Source organism: Actinomycetota bacterium, assembly GCA_009923495.1.
Taxonomy (GTDB): domain Bacteria; phylum Actinomycetota; class Actinomycetes; order S36-B12; family UBA5976; genus UBA5976.
The window spans coordinates 26,100-48,454 of sequence record RFTJ01000003.1; the positions used below are offsets into that span (position 1 = coordinate 26,100).

Sequence of the window (22,355 nt, forward strand, 5' to 3'; positions counted from 1 at the left end):
GAATTCAAAACGAACACATTGCTTATCTAATTGTTACCCATGACAACACGGGTTCGGTAACTGGTGGGTCAATCTTCACATAATTCAAACCTGAGTCGTACGCTTACTTACATGGCACCAACAGATCCACGAGTACTAGCCCTTCATAAAGCATCTTGGGACTTCGCAGAGGCCTGGGCTGGCGAAGATGAACCGCGCTCCAAGGCCCGAGTCCGAGCCAGCGAAATAGGGTGCCCTGCAGTTAGCTCCGGCGCTGGATCAGTTCTTCGGCTGCTAGCCGCTGCAATAGATGCCCGAAATGTGGTTGAAATTGGAACAGGTGCAGGTATATCTGCCTTGTGGCTACTCGAAGGAATGAACCCCTACGGAGTATTGACAAGTGTGGACAGCGAAGCAGAACATCAATTAATAGCTAAAGATGCGCTGGCAGAATCTGGAGTTCCAGCAAAGCGAGTTCGATTAATTAACGGTCGGGCTAGTGAGGTACTTGACCGATTAACTGAATATGCTTACGACATCGTACTGATATCCGGAAAGCCAGCTGAATTAGAATCCAACATCGAAAGTGCTATGACTTTGCTTCGTCAAGGCGGATTGCTAATCGTTGACCGAGCGCTTTGGTCCGACCGAGTCGCTGATCCGGCACAACGCGATGCTGACACCGTGGCAGTGCGCTCAGCAGTTAACTCGTTGGCTAAGCATGAAGAACTAGTTGGATCTTTAATTCCAATGGGTGATGGCTTGCTAGTCGCGGTGCGACGATAGAATCTACTTCTTTTTGGCTGGAGTTTTTGGCATTCCAGAAACAGTGTCTGCCAATACAACACTTAAGTCTTTAACTTCTTGCGCATTTAGTTCGACGACCAGTCGCCCTCCACCTTCAAGTGGAACGCGAAGTACGTAGCTGCGTCCTTCTTTAGGGCATTCCATCGGACCGTCGCCGGTACGAGGTTTCATTGCGGCCATAAGAGGACCTCTTTCAAATTGCACAGTTTGTGATGCTTTATTATCCCAAACATTTGGACTCTAAAGAAATCCCTAAATTTTGCCCTGTTCAACCAAATTGGCAAACTTAACCAAAGAATGCTTTATTCCCAACAGAAATAACGGGCGAATTAGCAAAAATCCCACTTTTCCCAATAAACCAAGCGGAATATCCAGATCCTCAGCCCAAATGAAGGTCGCAGCCTGATCATGGATTGGTTTAACCTGGAATTCGCCCGTTCCACGGACAATTTTGCCAGTATGCAGCACGGCGCAGTAATTAGGTGGATCCCAATGGGTGATAGTCATAGTGTCCAGAATCCCAAGCGGCCCAAAACCAGTAACCGCCTTGATCCGAGCGCCAACATGTCTACCCTGTCCATCTAGTGATTCGACTTTTGTCGCCAGCATCCACTTACCTTGTTGGTTCCATTCTGTTATGGCACGCCATACTTCATCTACTGGTGCTTGAATGTCGACCCGAAGTTCAAGATGTGTCATGTCTATAAAATTCCGGGAGGTGCGTCATCGCTAATGCCACGGATAACGCCCCACTCGTCAACCAAAGCCTTACGACGGGCTTCGGCCTGAACCAAAATCTTAATTGCCTCATCAACGTCATCGGTGATGTGCAACATGTCTACATCTTCTGGTGAAATTTTATTGTCTGCGGCCACAGTGGCTTTCAGCCAATCCACCATCGCACCCCAGTACTTTGTTCCCATCAACACAATTGGAAAGGAAGTTACTTTCTTAGTTTGTACGAGTGTGAGTGCTTCAAACAATTCATCGAAAGTTCCATATCCGCCAGGAAAAACGACGAAGCCTTGTGCATATTTAATAAACATTGTTTTACGGGCAAAGAAGTAGCGGAAATCAATTCCCAGCTCAATATATTCGTTCATGCCCTGCTCAAACGGCAGTTCGATTCCTAGTCCAACTGAAATGCCTGGTCCGGCCATACAACCTTTATTGGCAGCTTCCATGATTCCAGGGCCGCCACCAGTAATAACGCTATAGCCCTTTTTAGAAAGTTTGTGCGCCAACTCTTCGGCTTGCTGATACTCGGGATGACTTGCAGGAGTGCGAGCACTGCCAAATATGCTGAACGCTGGTCCAAGATCTGCCAATGCACCAAACCCGTTCACAAACTCAGATTGAATGCGCATTACCCGCCAAGGATCCTCGTGCACCCATTCTGAGGGACCATGACTATCAAGTAGTCGTTGATCTGTCGTGCCACGGCGTTTTGCATGTCCGCGCCTAGTGACTGGACCTTGGCGTTGTGCATCGTTATTACCAGTTTTAGAACTCATGGTTCCACGCTAGTGGTAAATGACTAGTTGAGTCTGTTATTTAGTTAGCCACTGAGTAATCAAATCGGCAGTGCGGTGAATCTGGCTAACTGGAACATGTTCACTGGCACTATGGGCCAAGTTAGGGTTACCTGGTCCTAAATTTACTGCGGGAATCCCTAAGCGCGAGAATCTAGAAACATCAGTCCAACCAAACTTTGGCAAAACATCTTCACCAACCTGTGCAAGTAAATTTGCCAGCGCTGGTTCCCGCAGTCCTGGTAATGCACCAGGCACATTGTCAACGATTTCAACATCAAAGCCGGCAAAAATACTAGTGATTCTGGCTTGGGCCTGTTCAGCACTAACACTCGGTGCATAACGGTAGTTAACGGTTAGTGAAGCTGAGTCTGGGATTACATTACCGGCAACTCCACCGCAGATACCTACCGCATTTAACCCTTCGCGATACTCAAGTCCATCAATGAGTACGCGATCGGGTGAAAAGTTGGCCAAAATCTCAAGTGCCGGGGCTAGGGCATGGATTGCATTTTTTCCATGCCATGACCGAGCGCTATGTGCACGAATTCCTTTTGTGGTGATTTCGGCACGAAGTGTCCCTTGGCAGCCAGCTTCAATAACTGCATTCGATGGCTCAAGCAGAACTGCAACATCAGCAGCAAGCAACTCAGGTGCCGTGTTGCTAACTAGCGTAAGTCCATTTCGGGTACCTTCAACTTCTTCACATTCGTAAAAGATGTAGGTCACGTCAACATTTGGATCGCGAAGTGTTACCGCAGTTTTAAGTACAACGGCAACGCCGGCTTTCATGTCACAGCTGCCTAGGCCAAAGATGACTTCTTCGGCTACAACCTCGCCGGTCGGCAATTCGCCGCCAGCAGAAATTCGCATTGCTGTTGTATTGTTTGCGCCAGGGACCGTATCGAGATGACCAGCTAACACAACGCGCATAGGCAAACCGAAATTTGTCTTGGCGATAACGGTATTGGCGATTCGGTTGACTTCAAGCCAATCGCAATTTGCCAGTTCGACCTGGATAGCATCGGCCAAAGTTGCCTCATCACCTGAGATACTCGGCACATTGACCAATTGCTCGGTGATATCTGCGACATCTGCACGCAGGTTTAGCAACAAAGTGTCCACACGACTACCGTAGTGGTGTAGAGGTTTTATTGGCTAATAGCCAACCGTAAAGGAGTCGCATGTCAGGGCAAGAAAGTGCAGCCGCAGTAGGAATTGCCACATATTCGGGTGGCACATTACTTGATGTTTGGTATCCAAACCCCACCCTTGGTGCGTTGCCGGTTGCAGTAACTGGCTTGGAACGAGCGATTGATACAGACCAGTTGCGTGGCGTGCGCAGTGAAGTTATTACCACCATCATCTCCGACCTGAACAATGCGCCAGTGGATGCAGCAGATGCCTATTTGCGCCTGCATTTACTCTCGCATCGGCTCAAAGCCCCACGCACTATTAATCTTGAGGGAATTTTCGGTTTGTTAACTAATGTTGCTTGGACATCGCTGGGTCCAGTGGCAATAGATCGGTTAACCGAAGCTCAGTTCATCGCTCGCACTAAAGGTCTGCATTTAACCGTGTTCAGTGTTGATAAATTTCCAAGGATGGTTGATTATGTGGTCCCAAGTGGAGTTCGCATTGCGGATGCAGACCGAGTTCGACTTGGAGCACATCTGGCAGAAGGCACAACAGTGATGCACGAAGGTTTTGTTAATTTCAATGCAGGCACACTCGGCGTGAGCATGGTTGAAGGTCGTATTTCTGCAGGAGTCGTTGTTGGAGATGGCTCAGACATTGGCGGTGGTGCGAGCATCATGGGAACGCTCTCTGGTGGTGGCAAAGAAATGATAACAATCGGCAAGGACTGCCTAGTTGGCGCTAATGCTGGAGTTGGGATTTCGCTTGGTGATAACTGCTTGATTGAATCTGGCTGCTACATCACAGCTGGCTCGAAAATCACTTTGCCAGACGGCCAAGTAGTCAAAGGACGCGAACTCTCGGGTGCAAATGGCCTGCTGTACCGGCGAAATTCGATTACTGGCGCCCTCGAAGCAGTGGCAAAAGAAGGCTCTTGGGGCGGATTAAATTCTGCCCTACATTCGAACTAGCGCTTAGATATTTCCTGGTAATCGCGAGCGTCATAGCCAACATAAACTTGCCTTGGTCGACCAATCTTGGTGGCTGGATCGTTAATCATTTCATGCCACTGCGCAATCCAACCTGGCAATCGGCCCAGGGCAAATAACACAGTAAACATTCGAGTTGGGAAACCTACGGCTCGGTAAATGAGGCCAGTGTAGAAATCAACATTCGGGTACAGTCTGCGACTAATGAAGAATTCATCTGCCAACGCAGCCTCTTCAAGTTCGCGAGCGATATCAAAAAGTGGATCGGAGACGCCAAGGCGATTCAAAATTTCGTGTGCATGTCGCTTTACGATTGCTGCGCGCGGGTCATAATTCTTATAGACGCGGTGACCAAAGCCCATCAGTCGCGAACCCGCCTCTTTATCCTTAACTTTCTTGATGAATGTCTGCACACTTTCACCAGAGTCTTTAATCTCCTGAAGCATTTCGAGTACAGCTTGATTAGCGCCACCATGCAAAGGGCCGAATAGTGCATTTATCCCGGCAGAAACTGAAGCGAATAGGTTTGCTTGGGAAGAGCCAACCATCCGAACCGTAGAAGTCGAGCAGTTTTGCTCGTGATCTGCGTGGAGAATAAAGAGCATGTCCAGCGCTTTTACTACGGCATCGTCAACCACGTACTCTTCAGCCGGGACACCAAAAGTCATCTTCATTAAATTTTGTACATAGCCCAAATTGTTATCTGGGTAAACAAATGGCTGGCCGACAGTTTTCTTGTGTGCATATGCAGCAAGAGTTGGCATCTTCGCCATCAGGCGAATAGTTGAAATTTCGACCTGGCGAGCATCAAATGGATCAAGAGAATCCTGATAAAAAGTAGACAATGCGCTCACTGCACTAGAGAGCACTGGCATTGGATGGGCATCACGCGGGAACCCGCCAAAAAACCTGCGCAAGTCTTCGTGCACCATTGTGTGGCGGGAAATCTGCGACTCAAATTCCGCTAGCTCGGCGGGGGTTGGCAGTTCGCCATAAATTAGTAGATAAGAAACCTCAATAAAAGTGCTGTGCTCGGCTAACTGCTCAATGGGGTATCCGCGATAGCGCAAGATTCCTTCATCGCCATCAATGTAGGTAATGCTTGAAGAGCAAGAGGCGGTATTCATGAACCCATAGTCAAGGGCGACATCGCCCGTTTCCTTGAGCAAGTTGTTAACATTTAAACCGTTTGAACCAACGGAAGCTTTGACCTCTGGAAGTTCAATCCGAGCGTCGCCAAAATTCAAAATTGCGTCAGGCATACGCCCAAACTTACTAGCATCGGCAGGTGGATTACCAACGGCAGGTCAGTTTTTCCAGCCACTAAGTCTCAGGGCTACTTGGCCAACTCGCTCATCAGTTGCGGTTAGTGCCATCCGCACATGATTTGCACCCGCTGGGCCATAAAAGTCTCCTGGCGCACACAAAATTCCAACATCTGCAAGCGAATTAATAGTCGCTAAACATGGTCTACCGGCGCTCACCCAGAGGTAAAGTCCGGCCTCTGAATGCTCAATCGTGAGCCCAGCTGGGGTTACCGCTTCGCGCAATGCTTCTCTTCTATTGTGATAGACATCACGCTGCGCCTGTACATGCTGGGTATCTAAGAGTGCGGCAATTGAGGCAGCTTGGATTGGGCTTGGTAACAACATGCCAGCATGTTTTCGCAATGCAAGGATGTCCGCGATTAGCGATTTATCACCTAGTACCGCACCAGATCGATACCCCGCTAAATTTGACCGCTTGGAAAGTGAGTGAACAGCCAAAACAGATTCATTGGAAGTGCCAATCACTTCTGGATGCAAAACTGAAATCGGGGTAACATCCCAACCGAGTTCGATGTAACACTCGTCACTAATAACAACTGCCCCAATCTCGCGGGCTCGTGCGACAACCGCCCTGAGGTGTTCTACAGTTTTCACTTCGCCGGTGGGGTTTGCCGGAGAGTTTATCCAAATTAGCGATACATCATTTGGTATCTGCTCCGGGTATTCGTAGGTTACGTACTTTGCCCCGGCAATTTGTGCTCCAACTGCATAAGTTGGGTACGCCAAATGTGGGATGGCTACCGTATGTGACTTCGCTAAGCCCAAAATTGTTGGAAGCCAGGCAACAATCTCCTTGGAGCCGATAGTTGGACAAACTTCGGCAGGGCTAACCGTTACCGCTAACGCTCGCTGCGCCCAGTCCGTCCACGCTTGTCGAAGTTCAAAACTGCCTGCTGCCGTTGGGTAACCGGGCGCATTTGCATGATCTTGTAATGCCTTGATAACTACTTCGGGAGTTGGGTCAACAGGCGTGCCGATAGAGAGATCAATAATTCCATCCGGATGATTTCGCGCGATTGCGGCAGCAGCAGAAATTCGATCCCAGGGAAAATCTGGTAAGCCTTTTGCAAGCGGAGTTAACAGTTGACTTATCCCTGTGGTGGGAGCTCTGCTACAAATTCTGGATCATTGCTGGTCTTACCAGTTTTGGCAGCACCGCCAGGAGATCCAAGAACTGTAAAGAAATCAGCATTTAACTGCTTGAACTTGGTCATCTCGTCTGGAACGTCGTCTTCATAGTAAATCGCATCAGTCGGACAAACAGGCTCGCAGGCTCCACAGTCGACACATTCGTCGGGGTGAATGTACATCATCCGATCGCCTTCGTAAATGCAATCGACAGGGCATTCTTCAATGCAGGCCTTATCTTTAACATCGACACAAGGTAGTGTGATGACGTAGGTCATGATGATCCTCCAGGGCGGTTTGGGACGAAGTTTTCGCTAGTAATAACCTACCGAAGCATTAGCATTTACGCCCGACATCCCCCAAGTGTCAGGAATTAGTCGGTGAAGGTTTGGGCGTAGGTGTTGCCGGCTTGCCGCAGATTACTCGAGGTTCTGGGGAATAGTGAGTAGTAAACGGTTCCCGCTTAGTTACCTTGCCAGCAACAGTTACTACTCGGGTAACGGTGATGTCGAAGCCCGATTGTCCCCCTTGGTATTCACAGCCGGAAATGGTGCTATTAATAGTGCCAAAACCGGTCACGTTCCGCCAAGGGCCAGATACCGCCTCAACTTTGTCAAAAGTCTTTGTGCCATAAAGTGATACCGTCACGGAAGAGTTAGTAATCGATGCTTTGATTAAGACAGGGTGGCCGGATGTATTGCGCCAACGCATATCTAGTGAGCCCCATGAGACTGTTGCCTCCAAGCCAGCACGATATCGGGGAATCCAAATTGAGTGCGCTCGCTGTTCAACGCGCTCCATGTTGCCAAAGAATGCAGCGGTCCACATAGCAGTGGTCGCCGTCGAAACCCCGCCACCATAATCCTTGAGGAATTGACCACCGGGGCCGATGATGTAGCCAATCGTGTATCCATTTTCCGGCGTGCGCTCTAGAACAGTCTCGTTCATTGAATAAATTTCTCCGGGCATCACAATCTTGTTGTTCATGTACCTGGCAGCTTGGCCGATGTTTTGCACCCGATATTGTGCGTAAGGAAAATTCTGGGTAAAGCTGCTGATCTTTTCCTTTATCCCTAGTGCCTTTGCGTCTTGCGTTGTGAACTTAGGCTGGGTAGTCCCTAATTCAAGTTCAACACTCCTTGGTGCTGGCTTATCAATAACTGAGAGCACCGCCTGAGAAATTTTGTCCGGATTAATTCCAGTTCCGGACTTGCCTGGCACTACAACAGGTTTGCCATCAACGATTTTGAAGTAGGCATCAACTGCAGTATCACCGATACCTGTAATTTGCGATTCGAGCGAATCAACTAACACCGATCCGTCGATTTGCGGAATAAGTTTTCCATTTACAACTTCATATGTGAGTGCTTGACGTAGATCGCTTGGCGAGACAGTCCCTTTTTGCTTGCCTACTGTCACCGTTATTGGACTTGCGGCTTCATTTTCGGCTCTCGGTACATACGCCTGTGCGGCCATGTCGGCAACCTTCGGCTGGACTAACTCAAACTGTAAAACCAAAGGGTTTGGTGAAGTTGGAAATGTTTTCACCAGCAGACGCTTAGTTGAATCTTTATTCAGCAATTCACCAGACTTACTGGTAACCAATTGCCCGCGGCCCTGATAAAAAATGATCTTTGGTTCCCGCGGCGGATTGTCTACTTTCGCCGCAATGGCGGCTACTGCGGTAGTCAATTTTTCATCATCAACTTTAACTACTGGGGTTGCTTCGACTGAGCCGCCTACTCTGGCCCAAAGTTCAAGCGGATTCCAAGGCTGACCAGCCAATTGCGAGATAGTGGCTGGGACATCCACGGATAAGCCCGCACTGTCTGGATCGATGTCGAACTTACGCGCTTTCACGGCCACTGTTATCGCCTTAGTTTGGAGTGGAACAATGTCGTGAGCGAGTTTGGCCTGCGCCTCTTTGATTGACATCTTGCTAACGTCGATGCCGGCAACAGTTGTTTTCGAAGGAGTTCGATCTGTGAAATGGACAACAGCTAGGGCATAAAGTAGGGCTAAGCCGAGTAACATACCCAGGGCAACAAACTTAAATTTGCCGGACTTGGTCGGTTCTATTTCACTCATCAATCTGACTCCGATTTTGTTTGTGAGTCTTGTCGTTCCATCACTTCGGTAAATGGCTCAGGCAGACCTTCCAAATCTGGAAGCCCACGCAGGGGTGGCAGTGCACAGATAATACCGATCACAACCGCCATCCCTGGCACGTAGATTTTTGACCACCAAGAGTCAAGAATGATCGCCTCATTCACACTCCGGTCAGCACCGAGAACTGCAGTGGCTAGTATCCAGCCAAAGCCAATCGCCACGGCCGCAATTCGACTCTGGAATGCTCTAGTAACCCAAAGCTGACTCACTGCGATAAACGCTACGGCCAATAGCACGCCGTATGCAATGGTGTGCTGTCCAAACTTGATGCGGTCGGCATGAACGAAAGCGCCAACAGTTCCTAGTAAGAAGCCAAGGGGCACGCAAACCAGAAAAATCAGTAATTTCCTCATGCGTCGAATATTCCCGAAAACAAGTCCGTCTCATGGCCACTTGCGTCAATAGGACCAATTTCGCCAAATGCCAGCCGATAATACTCATAGCCCATAACCTGTGATCCCAAGTTATTTGAGAGTGCAAAGAAACCAGACTCGGCGTTAATCTGAGTCGCATGTGCACGCAGTGCTGAAAACTTTTGCTCAATATGTTCAGTGGCATCAATAACGGTTGTGATGAATTCGTCTGGGCAGGCGAAGGGCACATCGTCTGGATCCTGAGCGGCAAAGCCGGTGTCTTCACCAGCGGCTCGCAGTGCCTCAATCCCGGCTCTCATGACACTGACTGGAAATGCGGTCCAATAAAGTTTTGAAATGTGCCAGGGTAAGCCAAGTTCTGGTGCAAAACTTGCAACTCCTGCTAACGCAACGGCATACGTCGTAACCCGATGAGCCTGAATATGATCAGGGTGTCCATAGCCGCCAAAATCGTCGTAGGTAACGACCACCTGTGGCTTAACTTCCCGGATTACTTTAACTAAGTGCTTAGCTGCATCTAGCAAATCTGCTTGCCAAAATGAGTCAGGCCGGGAATTTGGCTCGGTACCAATCATTCCGCTATCTCGATAGGTACCAATCCCGCCAAGAATTCGATAATCAGTCACGCCCAAAAATGCCATGGCTTCAGCCAGCTCCGCTAACCGGTGGCCGGCTAATTGGTCTTGATCGTGTGCGGCAAGGTGGGCTAGTTCAGGAATCAGAATTTCACCCTCATCGCCCAAAGTACAAGTGACGAGGGTTACTTGAGCTCCAGCTGCCACATACTTGGCCATTGTTGCTCCTGTACCAATTGATTCATCGTCAGGATGAGCATGGACCAAAAGGAGTCGTTGGTTTGCAGACACCCCTCCACTTTACGAGAATAATTTCCCAATCACATGCACCTAATTGCTTCGCATGCCAAAATCTAAGGATGACCGAAACATTCCCACGCCAAATGGCTGCCACCAGACATTTTCAATTAGGCACCCCGAGACTCTTTAATGTTCTTTCCGATGCCTCACTTGTGACTTTCTTGCGAAGTGATCATGGCAGAGACTCAGTTAACTCCTTGTGGGTATTCGACACAGACAAGAACCTAGAGCGTAAAATCGCCGACCCAAGAAAACTTCTCGCCGATACCGAGGATATTCCAGCAGCCGAGCGTGCAAGGCGTGAGCGGATGCGCGAGACAACTGGTGGCATTACGAGCTACTCATCAGATAGCAGCGGGGGCCGAATAGCATTTGCATTGGCGGGCAAACTCTTCACCTGTCTAGTAGGAACTGAGGAATTAACTGAGCTTGAAGTAACAGGGCCAATCATTGACCCGCAGGTATCGCCTGACGGTACTCGAATCATTTGGTCAGATGGGCAAAACATCCGGCTCTGTGATTTTTCCGGAGCAGATGAAATGGCGCTCACTGCGGAAACATCCACTAATCGCATCTGGGGTTTGGCGGACTTTATTGCTGCCGAAGAGTTTGGACGAATGCGGGGGCTCTGGTGGTCGCCGACCAGCGATGCGGTCATCGCCCAATGCACTGATGACTCAGCGGTGAACTCGTGGTGGATTAGCGATCCTGCCAATCCAGAATCTGCGCCGCGTGAACAAAGGTACCCACAAGCTGGCTCGAACAATGCTGAGATTTCACTGCATTACTTTGAACTATCTGGTACCAAATTTGAGATTACTTGGGACAAGTTGGCCTACGAATATCTGATTAGTCTGAGTTGGCAAGAGAACCAGCCTGCGCTAATTACGGTGGCAAATCGCGCGCAGACTGAATTTGTTTCTAATGCGCTAGTTGGGACCAGGCTTGAAACGGTGCACGTGGTTTCCGATCCTGAGTTTATTGAAGTAATCCCCGGTCAGCCGAAATGGCTCGGCGAAGAAATAGTATCCGTTATTGACAGTCGCATTACGGACACTCGTGAACTGCAAGTCGGTAGTCGAACTCTTACTCCCCCTGGCCTTCAGGTTATGTCCGTTGTTTCCGTCAATGATGATGCTATAGATGTAATTGCCACCGACAATTCGACTCAACGAAAACTCGTTCGAGTAAAGCCGTCAGGCGAGTTAATTGAACTAACTAACGATGGAGTTGCTTCAGCAACCCCAAAAACTTTGGTTGGCTCAGATACTTGGCAAGTAGTTACTCAATCCAGACTTGCAACACATGAGCGAACTTATACGTTACGGCGCAATGACGAATTGATTCACCAATTTGAGTCACTTGCCGAAAAGCCAATTGTGACTCCAGTGGTTCAAATATTTGAAACCGGAGTGCACAAAGTCAAGACTGCCGTGCTGTTCCCCGAGAATCACACCTTTGGTAGCGAAAAGCTGCCAATCTTGTTGCGTCCATACGGTGGACCACACGGAGCGCAAGTTCTTGATGCGGCAAATGTTTATGCTGAAGACCAATGGTTTGCTAATCAGGGATTCTGCGTAGTCATTGCCGATAATCGTGGTACTCCTGCTCGCGGTCCGCTGTGGGACCATGCAATTTTCCACGATTTCATTAATCCGGTCCTAGACGACCAAGAGTCTGCGATTGCCGACTTAGTGATGAAATTTCCAAACGATGTAGATCCAAGTCGAGTCGGCATAACTGGCTGGTCCTTTGGTGGCTACCTGGCGGCACTTGCCGTGCTCGCTCGTCCTGAGGTATTCCATGCGGCTGTGGCTGGCGCGCCAGTTACCGACTGGCAACTGTACGACACGGCCTACACCGAACGATATCTAGGAAACCCCACCGAAGTTCCCGAGGTTTATCAACGCAACTCACTTTTAGAGTTGGCCAGGGATTTGCGCAGACCGCTACTTCTAGTTCACGGCACGGCCGACGATAACGTGGTTTTTGCACATACTCTGCAACTTTCCAGCCACCTGCTCGCCAATAAAGGAGAGCACAGCGTATTACCGCTATCTGGAGTAACGCACATGACGCCACAAGAAGTTGTTTCCGAAAACATCGCACTTACTTCGGTCAAATTTTTTAACGCCCACCTAGCAAACCAAGCCAGCGGTGGCTAAGGGCATTACTGAGTTGAGAGAGTTGCATACGGCCAAGAGTCATAGGCTGCCCATAGGTATGCCCCTTGGACTTTTGCACCAACCAATCTTTGTTGCAAATTTAAAGTAACCGGAACCACTAGGCCTAAATCAACCGCTTTGCTATTGAGCGACTTCCAGCCCTTTGCTTGATCTCCACGGTCTGAACTAGCGGCTACGTTAGCGAAAGTTTCAAGCCACGATTTTTCCGTGTAATGGGACAAATCAAAGCCGCCGCCGCCAACTAAATCAGGTAAAACTGTTGAAGCATTTGGCCAATCTGCGGTCCACTCAAAGGGCGTGATTCCGCCTTGAATCTTCAGATTCAATACATTTTGGTAATAGCCAGTTGCTGAAACACCGCGCGGCTTAACTACGATTCCTGCTTTAGCCAAGGCCGAGACTACAGCTGCAACATTTCGGTCAGCGGCTGGCGATTTCACATAGTCCAAGATCAGCGGGTTCGGAAACTTAACTCTAGATTTAGTGATTAGTTGCTTGGCCAGTGCTGGATTTCCAGTTGGAGCAATCGCTTCGCCAAGAAGTCCAGTCCATAGATTTGTTGATGCGAAATCCTTCGCTAGCGAAGGGCTAAGTAATCCATCAGCGTAATCTCCCGAATATAACCCGCCAGCATTTTTACGAATTCCTTCTCGGGGGAAAGCAGCCTGAATCGCCTTTCGATGTAACTCGTTTGGCACTTTTAGTGTGTTTATCGCATAGTAACTAACGGAGCCAGATGGTCCATTGAATCTGCGCTTCGCAAACTGCTGGTCACTGAAGATCTCACCAACTTTTGAAGACAAAATTGGCTCCGCGGAAACTGCATATGCATCTGCACCTGCTGATTTCATCAATCGAGTTGCAATCACATTGCGTGGCACTGAAAATTCATATTCGATGCGGTCTGGAAATGCGCTGCGGATGCTATCGGTAAGCGGGTCCCAATTTGGATTACGCACCAGGACTAGCTTTGATTTTTTCACATAGGACTTAATCTGGTATGGCCCAGTTGACTGAACGGCAAAATCATATTTAGCGCGCTTATCCCGCGCTTTGGGAACAGGAGCAAATGCACTCAGGCTAACAATGTAGTTGAAATCAAGTGAAGGGTTCGCAAGATTAAAAGTAATTTTATTTCCATCGCAGGCAACAGCTTTATCGAATAGTCGCTGGCCAGCGGCATCTTTCACATAGGGTCCGCGATACTTGGAGGTACCTTCCTTGGTGATCGGAATATCCAACATTGCGACTGCATAATACGGACCGCCAGTAATGACATTGGTGGCAAACGAACGAGATACCCCATATTTCACATCAGCACAGGTGACTACTGAACCGTCCTGCCATTTGATGCCGTCGCGGATCGTGAAAGTCCAACTCTTTGCATCCTGAGAATGAACACCTAAATCTGTTCCTAGGTCTGCTACCAACTCACCTGCTTTGGCCGCATCTGGAGTTACCCGATATTGAGTGAGCGTACGAGTCAAAAATCCACTGGCAAAAGCCAGGTCTTCGCGAGAATAGTTGCGCTGGGGATCGAGGTGATTGATGTGGCTTGTGCTGGAAAGGATTCGTAATGTGCCGCCTTTTGTGCCTTGGACCAATTGTTGACTGCGTCCACAAGAGCTCAGCACACTAACAGCAATTAAAAATGCCAGAATCGCACAGAATCTTTTAGAGATAGCTACTTTCATGATTACCTCCAATAAATAGCCTAGCGGTTGGCTATTTTGCTTCAGTAAGTCGTGTCAGTCTGGGCAGAATTACTTTTTTGCTGTCTTGACTAAACCGACATTCACAATGTCGTACTGACCCCCAAGTGCTTGCTGCACATAAACCCCGGCAATCTGTGGACTGCGATAGAGCAGGAATTTGTCGTAAGTGATTGGCAAATAAGTGGCATTTTCCATGACTTGATCATTTATCTGTCCACTTAATGTTCTGGCATCCTTATTTCCTGTTGCTATGTCATCTAGTGCAGCATTAATCTGCTCATCGCTAAGTCCAGCCAAATTTTCATTGTCGTAAGGCTTTGTAAATCGACCATCTACAAAACTGGACCAGTAATCAAGTGGGCTGTTTATCATTGACTGCGCTCCACTAATAACAAGTGCAATGCCCTCATTGGTCAACTGCTCGTCGCTTCGGGTCACCGAAACAAATTTCGAGTAATTATCAAATTTCTTCGGCGCCAGGACTATCCCAACACGCGCCAAACTTGATTGCACTTTTCGAAAAATCTCGGTCCCAATCCCGATATTCAGATACGCCATCGATACTTCGAAGCCCTCGGGATAACCACACTTTTTTAGTGCCGCCTCCGCTGCAATCAGGTCGCCTGTCGGCTTGCTACCGCTGTTGTATGAGTCAGAACTGGCATCATAACCAGCTACTAGCGGCGGTAATAGCGAAGTGGCGATCTGTGCCTTAGTTTCTCCACCTTTAACGCGCTGAATTGCTTCCTTATCTATTGCATAAAAGATTGCTTGACGGCAGGAGATGCGATTTAGCGGGGCTGATTTTGATCTAACTGCGAGAAAGCTCGTAAACCCGGTGTATGGCTGGTCAATTTGCGCTCCATATTTTTTGCTGGCGGCCGCCAAATCTGCGTTAGCAAATTGAAAATCTTCACCGATTCGTACATCTATCTGATTTCGCAACGTTGCCTTAGTCAACAATTTTGAATCGGAAATCACCCGCCACTTAATGGTCTTTACATGTGGGGCACGGATGGCATCTGATGCCTGAGTCCAATATTTATTGCGAGTAAATGCTGCGCGCTGGCGCTTCGCATCTAGCTTTAAGACAAACGGTCCGCTCGAGCTCGGCAAATTTCGATACGCCTGCTTTTTCCGCTTCAAATATAAATCTCTTGACATTTCAACCACGGAAAATTGGGGCAAGGCCAGTACTCGGTCGAAGTTCGGATTTGGGCTTGTGAGCTTGAACGTTATTGTGTCTTTGGTTGTAGTCCGAATCGAGTAAAGATGCTTTTCACCCCTCATTCCTGGCCCTTGATAGGACGGCACGCCTTTGGGACAGGAACTTAACAAGCACAAGTAGTTGAAGTTAACGGCGCCAATATGCTCTGGCGAAAAAAGTCGTTCTATTGAGTAGCGAATGTCAGCTACAGTCACTGGCTTTCCACTATTCCAAAAAGCATTCTTTCGAATCTGAAAAGTCCATATTGCTTTACTTGAATGTACTCTCGGGGTGGCTGCCGCCAAGTCGGGCTGAGTTTCAAACCCGGCCAACCCAGGCTTGCTGCTGAATGACATTACATTTCGGGAATAGAGTCGAAAAACAACTGCACACCAGGCATCAAAGCTCTCGGCGGGATCAAAAGAATCACAGAGTTGACTAGAGCCTAGGACTAAATTGCCACCATCCTCGGCTACCTTGCCCACAATAGTTACCAAAGCTGAATTCTGTTTGGGTTCAACCACACTTGTCGGAATTGAGCCAGCTAGGAGCACAATGCCAAGTATCACCACGACCAATACGCCGAGGCCACGATTGGGCGACACTTTTAGCCTCACGAATTTTGTGTCTTCGCCTTCGCCCGAGCCCGATCACGATCAGTCTTAGTGAGCAGAACTTTTCTGATGCGCACGTGACTTGGGGTGACTTCTACACATTCGTCTTCGCGACAAAACTCTAAAGCTTGTTCCAGACTTAACTGCTTGGCTGGAATTAGTCTTTCTAATTCATCTCCGGTAGATGAACGTACGTTGGTTAACTTCTTTTCGCGCACAACATTTACATCCATGTCATCAGATCTGGCATTTTCGCCGACAACCATGCCTTCATAAACCTCGGTTGTCGGGGTGACAAATAGCGTTCCACGCTCTTGCAAGCCAAAACAGGCATAGGCAGTCACAGCGCCACGGCGATCTGCGACTAGCGAGCCCGTTGGCCTAGTTCTAAGCTCGCCAAACCAGGCTTCGTATTTCTCAAATACGTGATGCAGTAGGCCAGTGCCCCGCGTCTCGGTTAGAAATTCAGTTCGAAAGCCAATTAAGCCTCGTGCTGGAACTAAATACTCCATTCGCACCCAGCCGGTGCCGTGGTTGATCATTTGCTCCAAGCGACCTTTACGCAAACCCAGCAGTTGAGTAACAACTCCTACATAGTCCTCGGGTACATCAATCGTTAGGCGTTCCACTGGCTCGTGAAGTTTGCCGTTTATCTCTCTCGTAACGACCTGTGGCTTACCGACTGTTAGCTCATATTTCTCTCGGCGCATGAGCTCCACAAGTATCGCCAGTTGCAGTTCGCCGCGGCCCTGAACTTCCCAAGTATCTGGTCGTTCAGTGTCTAGTACTCGTAGCGAGACATTTCCGATAAGTTCAGCATCGAGTCGAGTCTTAAGCAATCGAGCAGTAACTTTACTGCCAGTTTCACCAGAAAGCGGCGAAGTGTTGATTCCGATTGTCATGGAGATTGACGGCTCGTCCACTGTGATTATCGGCAGCGGAATTGGATTCTCAGGATCGGCTAAGGTTTCGCCAATTGTTATGTTTTCCATACCTGCAACAGCAATGATGTCGCCTGGACCAGCACTTTGGGCAGAAACTCGCGTTAATGCTTCAGTCATGAGTAGTTCTACAACTTTCACTCGCTCAATGGTCCCATCAGATTTACACCAAGCGACTTGCTGTCCTTTTTTTATGTTGCCATTGTGAACCCGACAGAGGGCCAAGCGACCAAGATATGGCGAGGAGTCCAGGTTCGTAACATGGGCTTGTAACGGGGCTTCTGGATTGTAGGTTGGAGCGGGAACTGTTTCAATCAAGGTTCTAAACAATGGCTCTAGGTTTTCTTCCTCAGGCATCGCCCCATCTTCAGGCCGAGCCAGAGAAGCGCGTCCTGCTTTTGCTGACGCATAAACAATTGGAAAGTTAATTTGCTCTTCGGTTGCATCCAAGTCAAAAAATAGTTCGTAAGTCTCATCGACTACTTCAGCGATTCGTGCGTCACTTCGATCAACCTTGTTGATCACTAAAACTACGGGGAGTTTCTTGGCCAAGGCTTTGCGCAAAACAAATCGGGTTTGCGGTAGGGGTCCTTCGCTGGCATCTACTAGTAGTAGCACGCCATCTACCATTTCCAGGCCGCGCTCAACCTCGCCACCAAAATCTGCGTGACCGGGAGTATCAATGATGTTAAGTGTTACCCCAGTCGGTGCCGCTGGCCCGTTGTACCGGACAGCGGTGTTTTTGGCCAGGATAGTGATTCCCTTTTCCCGCTCAAGATCCATGGAATCCATAACCCGATCAGTCACATCTTGGTGGGCCGAAAAAGCGCCCGATTGCCAAAGCATGGCATCAACTAGCGTTGTTTTTCCATGGTCAACGTGAGCGATGATGGCAACATTACGAAGGTCGGAGCGCGAGGCGGTTTGGGTCACCGTCCCAAGTCTAATTCATTCTGCGCTTTCTACTGACCAGAACATTGGTCGGCTGGTTTTTCGGCGACTTAATTGAGAAAACTTAACGAGTGAAAAAGCGTTCGCGGACAAAATCCTTCTGCACACTGCCTCCGAGGATAAAATCGCTCTCGCCGACTATTTCAAAGCCCCACTTTTGATAGAACTTATTTGCCCGCTCATTTTGCTTATTTACCGTTAGCCATAGTGAAGACCAACCCAATTCATGAACGAGTTCAAAAGAACGCTGCATTAGCTGCTGGGCGATACCCTGTCCATGCCAATTAGGATGAACATAAAAGCGACTTAACTTAACTGCACTGGAAACTGATGTTAAGGATGCAGCAATTTCCGCACTCTCGGTTTCCGCGAAGATTAACAGGGCGAAACCCAAAAGTTCTGAGCCATCGCAGGCAACGATTACTGCCGATTTCTCATCTGCGATAGAACTCTTGAAATTTTCTGCAGAGCAAAGTCGGGCCAAGTGAACTTGGATATCGGACTTAGCAACATCGGGAGGGCAAGCGAGTGGAAAGGTCTGAGCCATTAAGTTTTGCAAGGCAAATGCATCATCGATAGATGCATACCTAATCCGAGAAGTCACGAGATTAGATATACCAATAAATGTCAGACATTGAATCGAAATTCAACAACATCTCCGTCAGACATCACATATTCCTTGCCTTCCATCCGCACTTTTCCCCGAGATTTGGCCTCTGAAACTGAGCCGGCCTCTACCAAATCCGCAAAACTGACGATTTCGGCTTTAATGAATCCCTTTTGGAAGTCGGTGTGAATTACCCCAGCCGCTTCAGGAGCAGTAGCCCCGCGGCGGATAGTCCAAGCTCGGGCTTCTTTTGGCCCGGCGGTTAAATAAGTCTGCAAACCCAAGGTTTCGAAACCTACGCGAGAAAGAACAGCAATACCGCTTTGCGCCTGTCCAACGGTTTGTAAAAGTTCCAACGCTTCTGCTTCGTCTAATTCCGTTAGATCAGCTTCCAATTTTGCATTTAAGAAAACTGCCTCAGCCGGGGCTACCAATTTAGAAAGCGATTGCTTCAAACTGAGGTCGGTCATTTCATCATCATCTAAATTAAATACGTAAAGAAATGGTTTCGCTGTCAACAAAAAAAGTTCACGGATCGGAGTCGAGTCCAATCCCGAAGCAAAAATTGTTTGTCCAGTATTCAAAATCTCGGCTGCTTTTTCTGCAGTCTCCAAAACTGCGGCTCGAGCTTTATCCTGCTTTGCTTCCTTGGACAATCTCGGAATAGCCTTTTCCAGCGTTTGTAGATCAGCCAAGATAAGTTCAGTATTAATCGTTTCGATATCGTCCGCAGGGGAAACTTTTCCATCGACATGAATAACGTCTGGATCTGAGAACGCTCGGATTACTTGGCAGATTGCATCTGACTCGCGGATGTTCGCTAAGAACTTGTTGCCAAGCCCTTCGCCTTCGCTTGCGCCACGGACAATTCCTGCAATATCAACGAATGTAACTGTTGCAGGCAAAATCTCTTGCGAGCTAAAAATCTTTGCCAAAACATCAAGTCGACTATCTGGAACGGCAACGACCCCAGTGTTGGGCTCGATGGTTGCGAACGGGTAATTTGCGGCCAAAACATTATTGCGTGTGAGTGCGTTAAATAGCGTTGATTTCCCGACATTTGGTAAGCCGACAATTCCGATTGTTAAACCCATAAACCCAAGCGTAGTCGCCACAACTTGCGATTGCTCATGCATAGGTCTGAGCACTTTGGTACTACCGTATGAGTATGGCGATTAATGAAGAGTTGGCCCAGGAGGATGACTCCCAGTCTGGCTTACGGTTTGGCTTAGCAATATTGCTAACTACGATTTGGGTAACTTTGGCTATGGCATTCAATATCGCATTTAATCACCGGATTGGAATAGTTGCGGATGTAACTTTGGTGGCTAGCAGCCTGCTGATCTCACTGAAGATTAATCAGAAGGATTTTCTGGCAAGTTACTGTGCGCCGGCGATTGCCTGGTTAGTCTCGTTAATAACCGTAGGCCAGTTTGCAACAAATGCTGGCGGATCATGGAAAGTGCAACAGGTTTTCTTGTTGGTCTATGGGCTTGGATCGCACTTCTTGTGGATTCTAGCCGCCACAATTATTGCTGTGCTAACTCACTATTTTCGCGGGCGAACAGATTAGGCTTTCGCTGCTTTAATGTCTCGACGCAATTCTCGCGGCAAAGAAAACATCAAATGCTCGTCCGCTGTAGTTACTTCTTCGACATCTGCAAATCCATGATTCGCCAGCCAGACTAAAACATCATCTACCAACAGTTCTGGTACCGAAGCGCCACTTGTTAGTCCAACAGTAGAAACTCCAGCAAGCCACTCCTCGTGAATCTCGCTGGCGAAATCAATTCGATAAGCCTGCGCTGTGCCGTTTTCCAATGCCACGTCAACAAGGCGAACGGTATTAGATGAGTTTGCAGAACCTACCACCAGCATCAAGTCACATTTTTTGGCGATTTCCTTGACGGCAACCTGGCGATTTTGAGTTGCGTAGCAAATGTCATCACTAGGCGGATCAATTAGCTGCGGGAATCGCTCGCGCAATCTAGCAACCGCAGTAAGTGTCTCGTCAACCGACAAAGTGGTTTGGGACAGCCAGGCTACTGGGCGATCTGGATCAATTTCTACAGTTTCAACTTGATCAAGGCCATCAACCAAGGTTATGTTGCCTACGGCTTCACCCATAGTGCCTTCAACTTCTTCATGACCTTCATGACCAATGAGCAGGATCTGATAATCCTCGTTGCCAAATCTTCTAGCTTCGGCGTGGACTTTGGTCACCAGCGGGCAGGTTGCGTCAATCGTTTTGAGGTTTCGAGTCTGTGCCTCTTCATGCACACTTGGTGCGACACCGTGAGCGCTGAAAACAACGGTTGCACCTTCGGGCACTTCATCGGTTTCATCAACGAAGATTGCTCCGCGCTCTTCAAGAGCGGAAACTACGTGCTTGTTGTGCACAATCTGCTTTCGCACATAAATTGGTGAGCCGTAAAGTTCTAGGGCTTGTTTGACAGTTTCAACAGCTCGGTCGACGCCAGCGCAATAACCACGAGGTTTGGCCAATAGAATTTTTTTGCTCACACACCTATCGTAAGCCACAGTTAAATATCACGCTCACAAGGCAGAATGGAACCTGTGACTGTTGTAGATCCTGCTCTGCCAGGAAAAGACCCGCAAACTCCAGTGCCGGTATCTGGACTCAGTGCCATGATGGCTGATTACGTTGGTCGCTTGGGCACTATCTGGGTTGAGGGTCAAATCGCAGAACTAAGTACGAGGGGCGGATTGTCGTTTGTCAGTCTTCGCGATGTGGACAGTGACGCAACCATCAAATTATTCACTTGGGAGCGAGCCACACTGGATGTTAGTCCCCCGATTGAACAGGGATCCAGGGTTATTGCTCAGGTTAAAGCCGATTGGTGGAAGAACAAGGGAACTTTGCAGTTCAAGATTTTGCAAATACGCGCGGTTGGAATTGGTGAACTGCTAGCTCGGCTTGAGGCACTCCGAAATGTTTTGGCTGCTGAAGGATTGTTTGCCGAAGAACGCAAAAAGCCAATTCCATTTTTGCCCAGGAGAATCGGATTAATTTGTGGCAAAAACAGTGATGCGAAACATGACGTAATCGAAAACACGAGGCGAAGGTGGCCAGAGGCTGAATTTGAAGTTCGGGAAGTAAAAGTGCAAGGTGCCACTGCGGTAAGGGAAGTATGCCAAGCGCTGACCGAACTAGATGCTATCTCTGACATAGATGTAATTGTCATTGCGCGCGGCGGCGGAAGCTTTGAAGACCTCTTGCCGTTTAGTGACGAATCGCTAATTCGAACAATTTCAGCGGCCCAAAGTCCAATTGTCGTAGCAATTGGCCATGAGGAGGATCGGCCGCTTGTTGATTATGTTGCTGACTATCGAGCCTCAACACCAACCGATGCGGCCAATAAAATCGTGCCTGATTTAATGGAGGAGATTGCGTTTGTCATTGCTGCTCGAAATCAGCTAGCTAGCAGCACGATGACCAAAATTTCCAGGTTGGGTCAAGAACTGGCACAGGTAAAAGCAAAGCCGGCATTAGCAAACCCCTCAGTCTTAATTGACCAGCGCATAACGGCTAACTCGGCAACTCGAAATCAGTTACAAAGCAAAGTGTTTACTAAAGTGCAACTCGGTGTAGCTGAGCTAAAAGGAATCACGGGCACACTTCGGGCACTCTCGCCCCAAGGAACTCTAGATCGTGGCTATGCAATTGCCCGCAACGCAAAGCAACAGGTAATTAAATCAACGAATCAAATTTCGGAAGATGAAACAATTACCGTCAAAGTTGCCGATGGCTTATTAACTGTTCAAGTAATCCGTACGGATTAAATAGCACAGTTG

General features: G+C 48.5%; 21 protein-coding genes. 5 read left to right on the forward strand and 16 right to left on the reverse strand.

Translation table 11 applies throughout. The features are described 5' to 3' along the window. Window positions 1-111: 111 nt before the first annotated feature. Complete coding sequence (locus EBS36_01960) at window positions 112-765, forward strand: O-methyltransferase (GenBank protein ID NBU31922.1); 654 nt, start codon at window positions 112-114, stop codon at window positions 763-765. A gap of 3 nt (window positions 766-768) precedes the next feature. On the opposite strand, the gene EBS36_01965 is transcribed toward EBS36_01960, so the two are convergent. From EBS36_01965 to EBS36_01980, 4 genes are all read right to left on the reverse strand, one after another. Then, window positions 769-966 (reverse strand): DUF3117 domain-containing protein, encoded by a 198-nt coding sequence (locus EBS36_01965; protein NBU31923.1) that lies wholly within the window; start codon window positions 964-966, stop codon window positions 769-771. Window positions 967-1,038: 72 nt separating this feature from the next. Further along, window positions 1,039-1,485 (reverse strand): SRPBCC family protein, encoded by a 447-nt coding sequence (locus tag EBS36_01970; protein ID NBU31924.1) that lies wholly within the window; start codon window positions 1,483-1,485, stop codon window positions 1,039-1,041. Window positions 1,486-1,487: 2 nt separating this feature from the next. Beyond that, a complete protein-coding gene (locus EBS36_01975; GenBank protein NBU31925.1) occupies window positions 1,488-2,300 on the reverse strand; it encodes a TIGR00730 family Rossman fold protein in 813 nt (270 codons plus the stop codon). Between the two features lie 36 nt (window positions 2,301-2,336). Next, window positions 2,337-3,434: a succinyl-diaminopimelate desuccinylase gene (locus tag EBS36_01980; protein ID NBU31926.1), complete on the reverse strand. Its 1,098-nt coding sequence runs from the start codon at window positions 3,432-3,434 to the stop codon at window positions 2,337-2,339. Window positions 3,435-3,502: 68 nt separating this feature from the next. Between EBS36_01980 and dapD the strand changes: the two genes are divergently transcribed. Next, complete coding sequence (gene dapD, locus EBS36_01985; protein ID NBU31927.1) at window positions 3,503-4,426, forward strand: 2,3,4,5-tetrahydropyridine-2,6-dicarboxylate N-succinyltransferase; 924 nt, start codon at window positions 3,503-3,505, stop codon at window positions 4,424-4,426. Here dapD and EBS36_01990 read toward each other — a convergent pair. The 6 genes from EBS36_01990 to mshB form a co-directional block, all read right to left on the reverse strand. Next, window positions 4,423-5,706 carry a citrate synthase gene (locus EBS36_01990; GenBank protein ID NBU31928.1) on the reverse strand — a complete coding sequence of 428 codons (1,284 nt, stop codon included), beginning with the start codon at window positions 5,704-5,706 and terminating at the stop codon, window positions 4,423-4,425. The genes dapD and EBS36_01990 overlap by 4 nt on opposite strands. 45 nt (window positions 5,707-5,751) lie before the next feature. Continuing rightward, window positions 5,752-6,855 carry a succinyldiaminopimelate transaminase gene (locus tag EBS36_01995; protein NBU31929.1) on the reverse strand — a complete coding sequence of 368 codons (1,104 nt, stop codon included), beginning with the start codon at window positions 6,853-6,855 and terminating at the stop codon, window positions 5,752-5,754. Between the two features lie 5 nt (window positions 6,856-6,860). Further along, window positions 6,861-7,178: a ferredoxin family protein gene (locus tag EBS36_02000; protein NBU31930.1), complete on the reverse strand. Its 318-nt coding sequence runs from the start codon at window positions 7,176-7,178 to the stop codon at window positions 6,861-6,863. 88 nt (window positions 7,179-7,266) lie between these two features. Beyond that, window positions 7,267-8,988, reverse strand: coding sequence for a hypothetical protein (locus EBS36_02005; GenBank protein ID NBU31931.1), 1,722 nt, complete (start codon window positions 8,986-8,988; stop codon window positions 7,267-7,269). Continuing rightward, the gene (locus EBS36_02010; GenBank protein NBU31932.1) at window positions 8,988-9,422 is read right to left on the reverse strand and encodes a hypothetical protein; all 435 of its coding nucleotides are present in this window, start codon (window positions 9,420-9,422) and stop codon (window positions 8,988-8,990) included. Before EBS36_02010 ends, EBS36_02005 begins: the two co-directional genes overlap by 1 nt. Then, window positions 9,419-10,309 carry an N-acetyl-1-D-myo-inositol-2-amino-2-deoxy-alpha-D-glucopyranoside deacetylase gene (gene mshB / locus EBS36_02015; protein ID NBU31933.1) on the reverse strand — a complete coding sequence of 297 codons (891 nt, stop codon included), beginning with the start codon at window positions 10,307-10,309 and terminating at the stop codon, window positions 9,419-9,421. The genes EBS36_02010 and mshB overlap by 4 nt, the downstream gene beginning before the upstream one ends. 68 nt (window positions 10,310-10,377) lie before the next feature. Between mshB and EBS36_02020 the strand changes: the two genes are divergently transcribed. Next, window positions 10,378-12,483 (forward strand): S9 family peptidase, encoded by a 2,106-nt coding sequence (locus EBS36_02020; GenBank protein NBU31934.1) that lies wholly within the window; start codon window positions 10,378-10,380, stop codon window positions 12,481-12,483. Between the two features lie 5 nt (window positions 12,484-12,488). On the opposite strand, the gene EBS36_02025 is transcribed toward EBS36_02020, so the two are convergent. From EBS36_02025 to ychF, 5 genes are all read right to left on the reverse strand, one after another. Continuing rightward, entirely contained in the window at window positions 12,489-14,198 is a 1,710-nt protein-coding gene (locus EBS36_02025; protein ID NBU31935.1) for a hypothetical protein, read from the reverse strand. 69 nt (window positions 14,199-14,267) lie between these two features. Further along, window positions 14,268-16,031 (reverse strand): hypothetical protein, encoded by a 1,764-nt coding sequence (locus EBS36_02030; GenBank protein NBU31936.1) that lies wholly within the window; start codon window positions 16,029-16,031, stop codon window positions 14,268-14,270. A gap of 8 nt (window positions 16,032-16,039) precedes the next feature. Beyond that, window positions 16,040-17,914: a translational GTPase TypA gene (gene typA / locus EBS36_02035; protein NBU31937.1), complete on the reverse strand. Its 1,875-nt coding sequence runs from the start codon at window positions 17,912-17,914 to the stop codon at window positions 16,040-16,042. 82 nt (window positions 17,915-17,996) lie between these two features. Further along, a complete protein-coding gene (locus EBS36_02040; protein ID NBU31938.1) occupies window positions 17,997-18,536 on the reverse strand; it encodes a GNAT family N-acetyltransferase in 540 nt (179 codons plus the stop codon). Window positions 18,537-18,559: 23 nt separating this feature from the next. Next, a complete protein-coding gene (ychF, locus tag EBS36_02045; protein ID NBU31939.1) occupies window positions 18,560-19,633 on the reverse strand; it encodes a redox-regulated ATPase YchF in 1,074 nt (357 codons plus the stop codon). 74 nt (window positions 19,634-19,707) lie between these two features. Here ychF and EBS36_02050 point away from each other — a divergent pair, with 74 nt between their 5' ends. Then, complete coding sequence (locus tag EBS36_02050) at window positions 19,708-20,112, forward strand: hypothetical protein (protein ID NBU31940.1); 405 nt, start codon at window positions 19,708-19,710, stop codon at window positions 20,110-20,112. On the opposite strand, the gene EBS36_02055 is transcribed toward EBS36_02050, so the two are convergent. Then, window positions 20,109-21,062, reverse strand: coding sequence for a 4-hydroxy-3-methylbut-2-enyl diphosphate reductase (locus tag EBS36_02055; protein NBU31941.1), 954 nt, complete (start codon window positions 21,060-21,062; stop codon window positions 20,109-20,111). The genes EBS36_02050 and EBS36_02055 overlap by 4 nt on opposite strands. 45 nt (window positions 21,063-21,107) lie before the next feature. Here EBS36_02055 and EBS36_02060 point away from each other — a divergent pair, with 45 nt between their 5' ends. After that, complete coding sequence (locus tag EBS36_02060; protein ID NBU31942.1) at window positions 21,108-22,343, forward strand: exodeoxyribonuclease VII large subunit; 1,236 nt, start codon at window positions 21,108-21,110, stop codon at window positions 22,341-22,343. Window positions 22,344-22,355 lie beyond the last annotated feature (12 nt).

Excerpts from the sequence above, each read along its gene's own strand:
- EBS36_02000 (NBU31930.1), bottom strand. The coding sequence starts at position 7,178 with ATGACCTACGTCATCACACTACCTTGTGTCGATGTTAAAGATAAGGCC.
- EBS36_02020 (NBU31934.1), top strand. The coding sequence starts at position 10,378 with ATGACCGAAACATTCCCACGCCAAATGGCTGCCACCAGACATTTTCAA.
- EBS36_02050 (NBU31940.1), top strand. The coding sequence starts at position 19,708 with ATGGCGATTAATGAAGAGTTGGCCCAGGAGGATGACTCCCAGTCTGGC.
- EBS36_01960 (NBU31922.1), top strand. The coding sequence starts at position 112 with ATGGCACCAACAGATCCACGAGTACTAGCCCTTCATAAAGCATCTTGG.
- EBS36_02010 (NBU31932.1), bottom strand. The coding sequence starts at position 9,422 with ATGAGGAAATTACTGATTTTTCTGGTTTGCGTGCCCCTTGGCTTCTTA.
- EBS36_01970 (NBU31924.1), bottom strand. The coding sequence starts at position 1,485 with ATGACACATCTTGAACTTCGGGTCGACATTCAAGCACCAGTAGATGAA.
- dapD (NBU31927.1), top strand. The coding sequence starts at position 3,503 with ATGTCAGGGCAAGAAAGTGCAGCCGCAGTAGGAATTGCCACATATTCG.
- EBS36_01975 (NBU31925.1), bottom strand. The coding sequence starts at position 2,300 with ATGAGTTCTAAAACTGGTAATAACGATGCACAACGCCAAGGTCCAGTC.
- EBS36_01990 (NBU31928.1), bottom strand. The coding sequence starts at position 5,706 with ATGCCTGACGCAATTTTGAATTTTGGCGACGCTCGGATTGAACTTCCA.
- EBS36_01965 (NBU31923.1), bottom strand. The coding sequence starts at position 966 with ATGGCCGCAATGAAACCTCGTACCGGCGACGGTCCGATGGAATGCCCT.
- EBS36_02025 (NBU31935.1), bottom strand. The coding sequence starts at position 14,198 with ATGAAAGTAGCTATCTCTAAAAGATTCTGTGCGATTCTGGCATTTTTA.
- EBS36_02005 (NBU31931.1), bottom strand. The coding sequence starts at position 8,988 with ATGAGTGAAATAGAACCGACCAAGTCCGGCAAATTTAAGTTTGTTGCC.
- EBS36_02060 (NBU31942.1), top strand. The coding sequence starts at position 21,108 with ATGGAACCTGTGACTGTTGTAGATCCTGCTCTGCCAGGAAAAGACCCG.
- ychF (NBU31939.1), bottom strand. The coding sequence starts at position 19,633 with ATGGGTTTAACAATCGGAATTGTCGGCTTACCAAATGTCGGGAAATCA.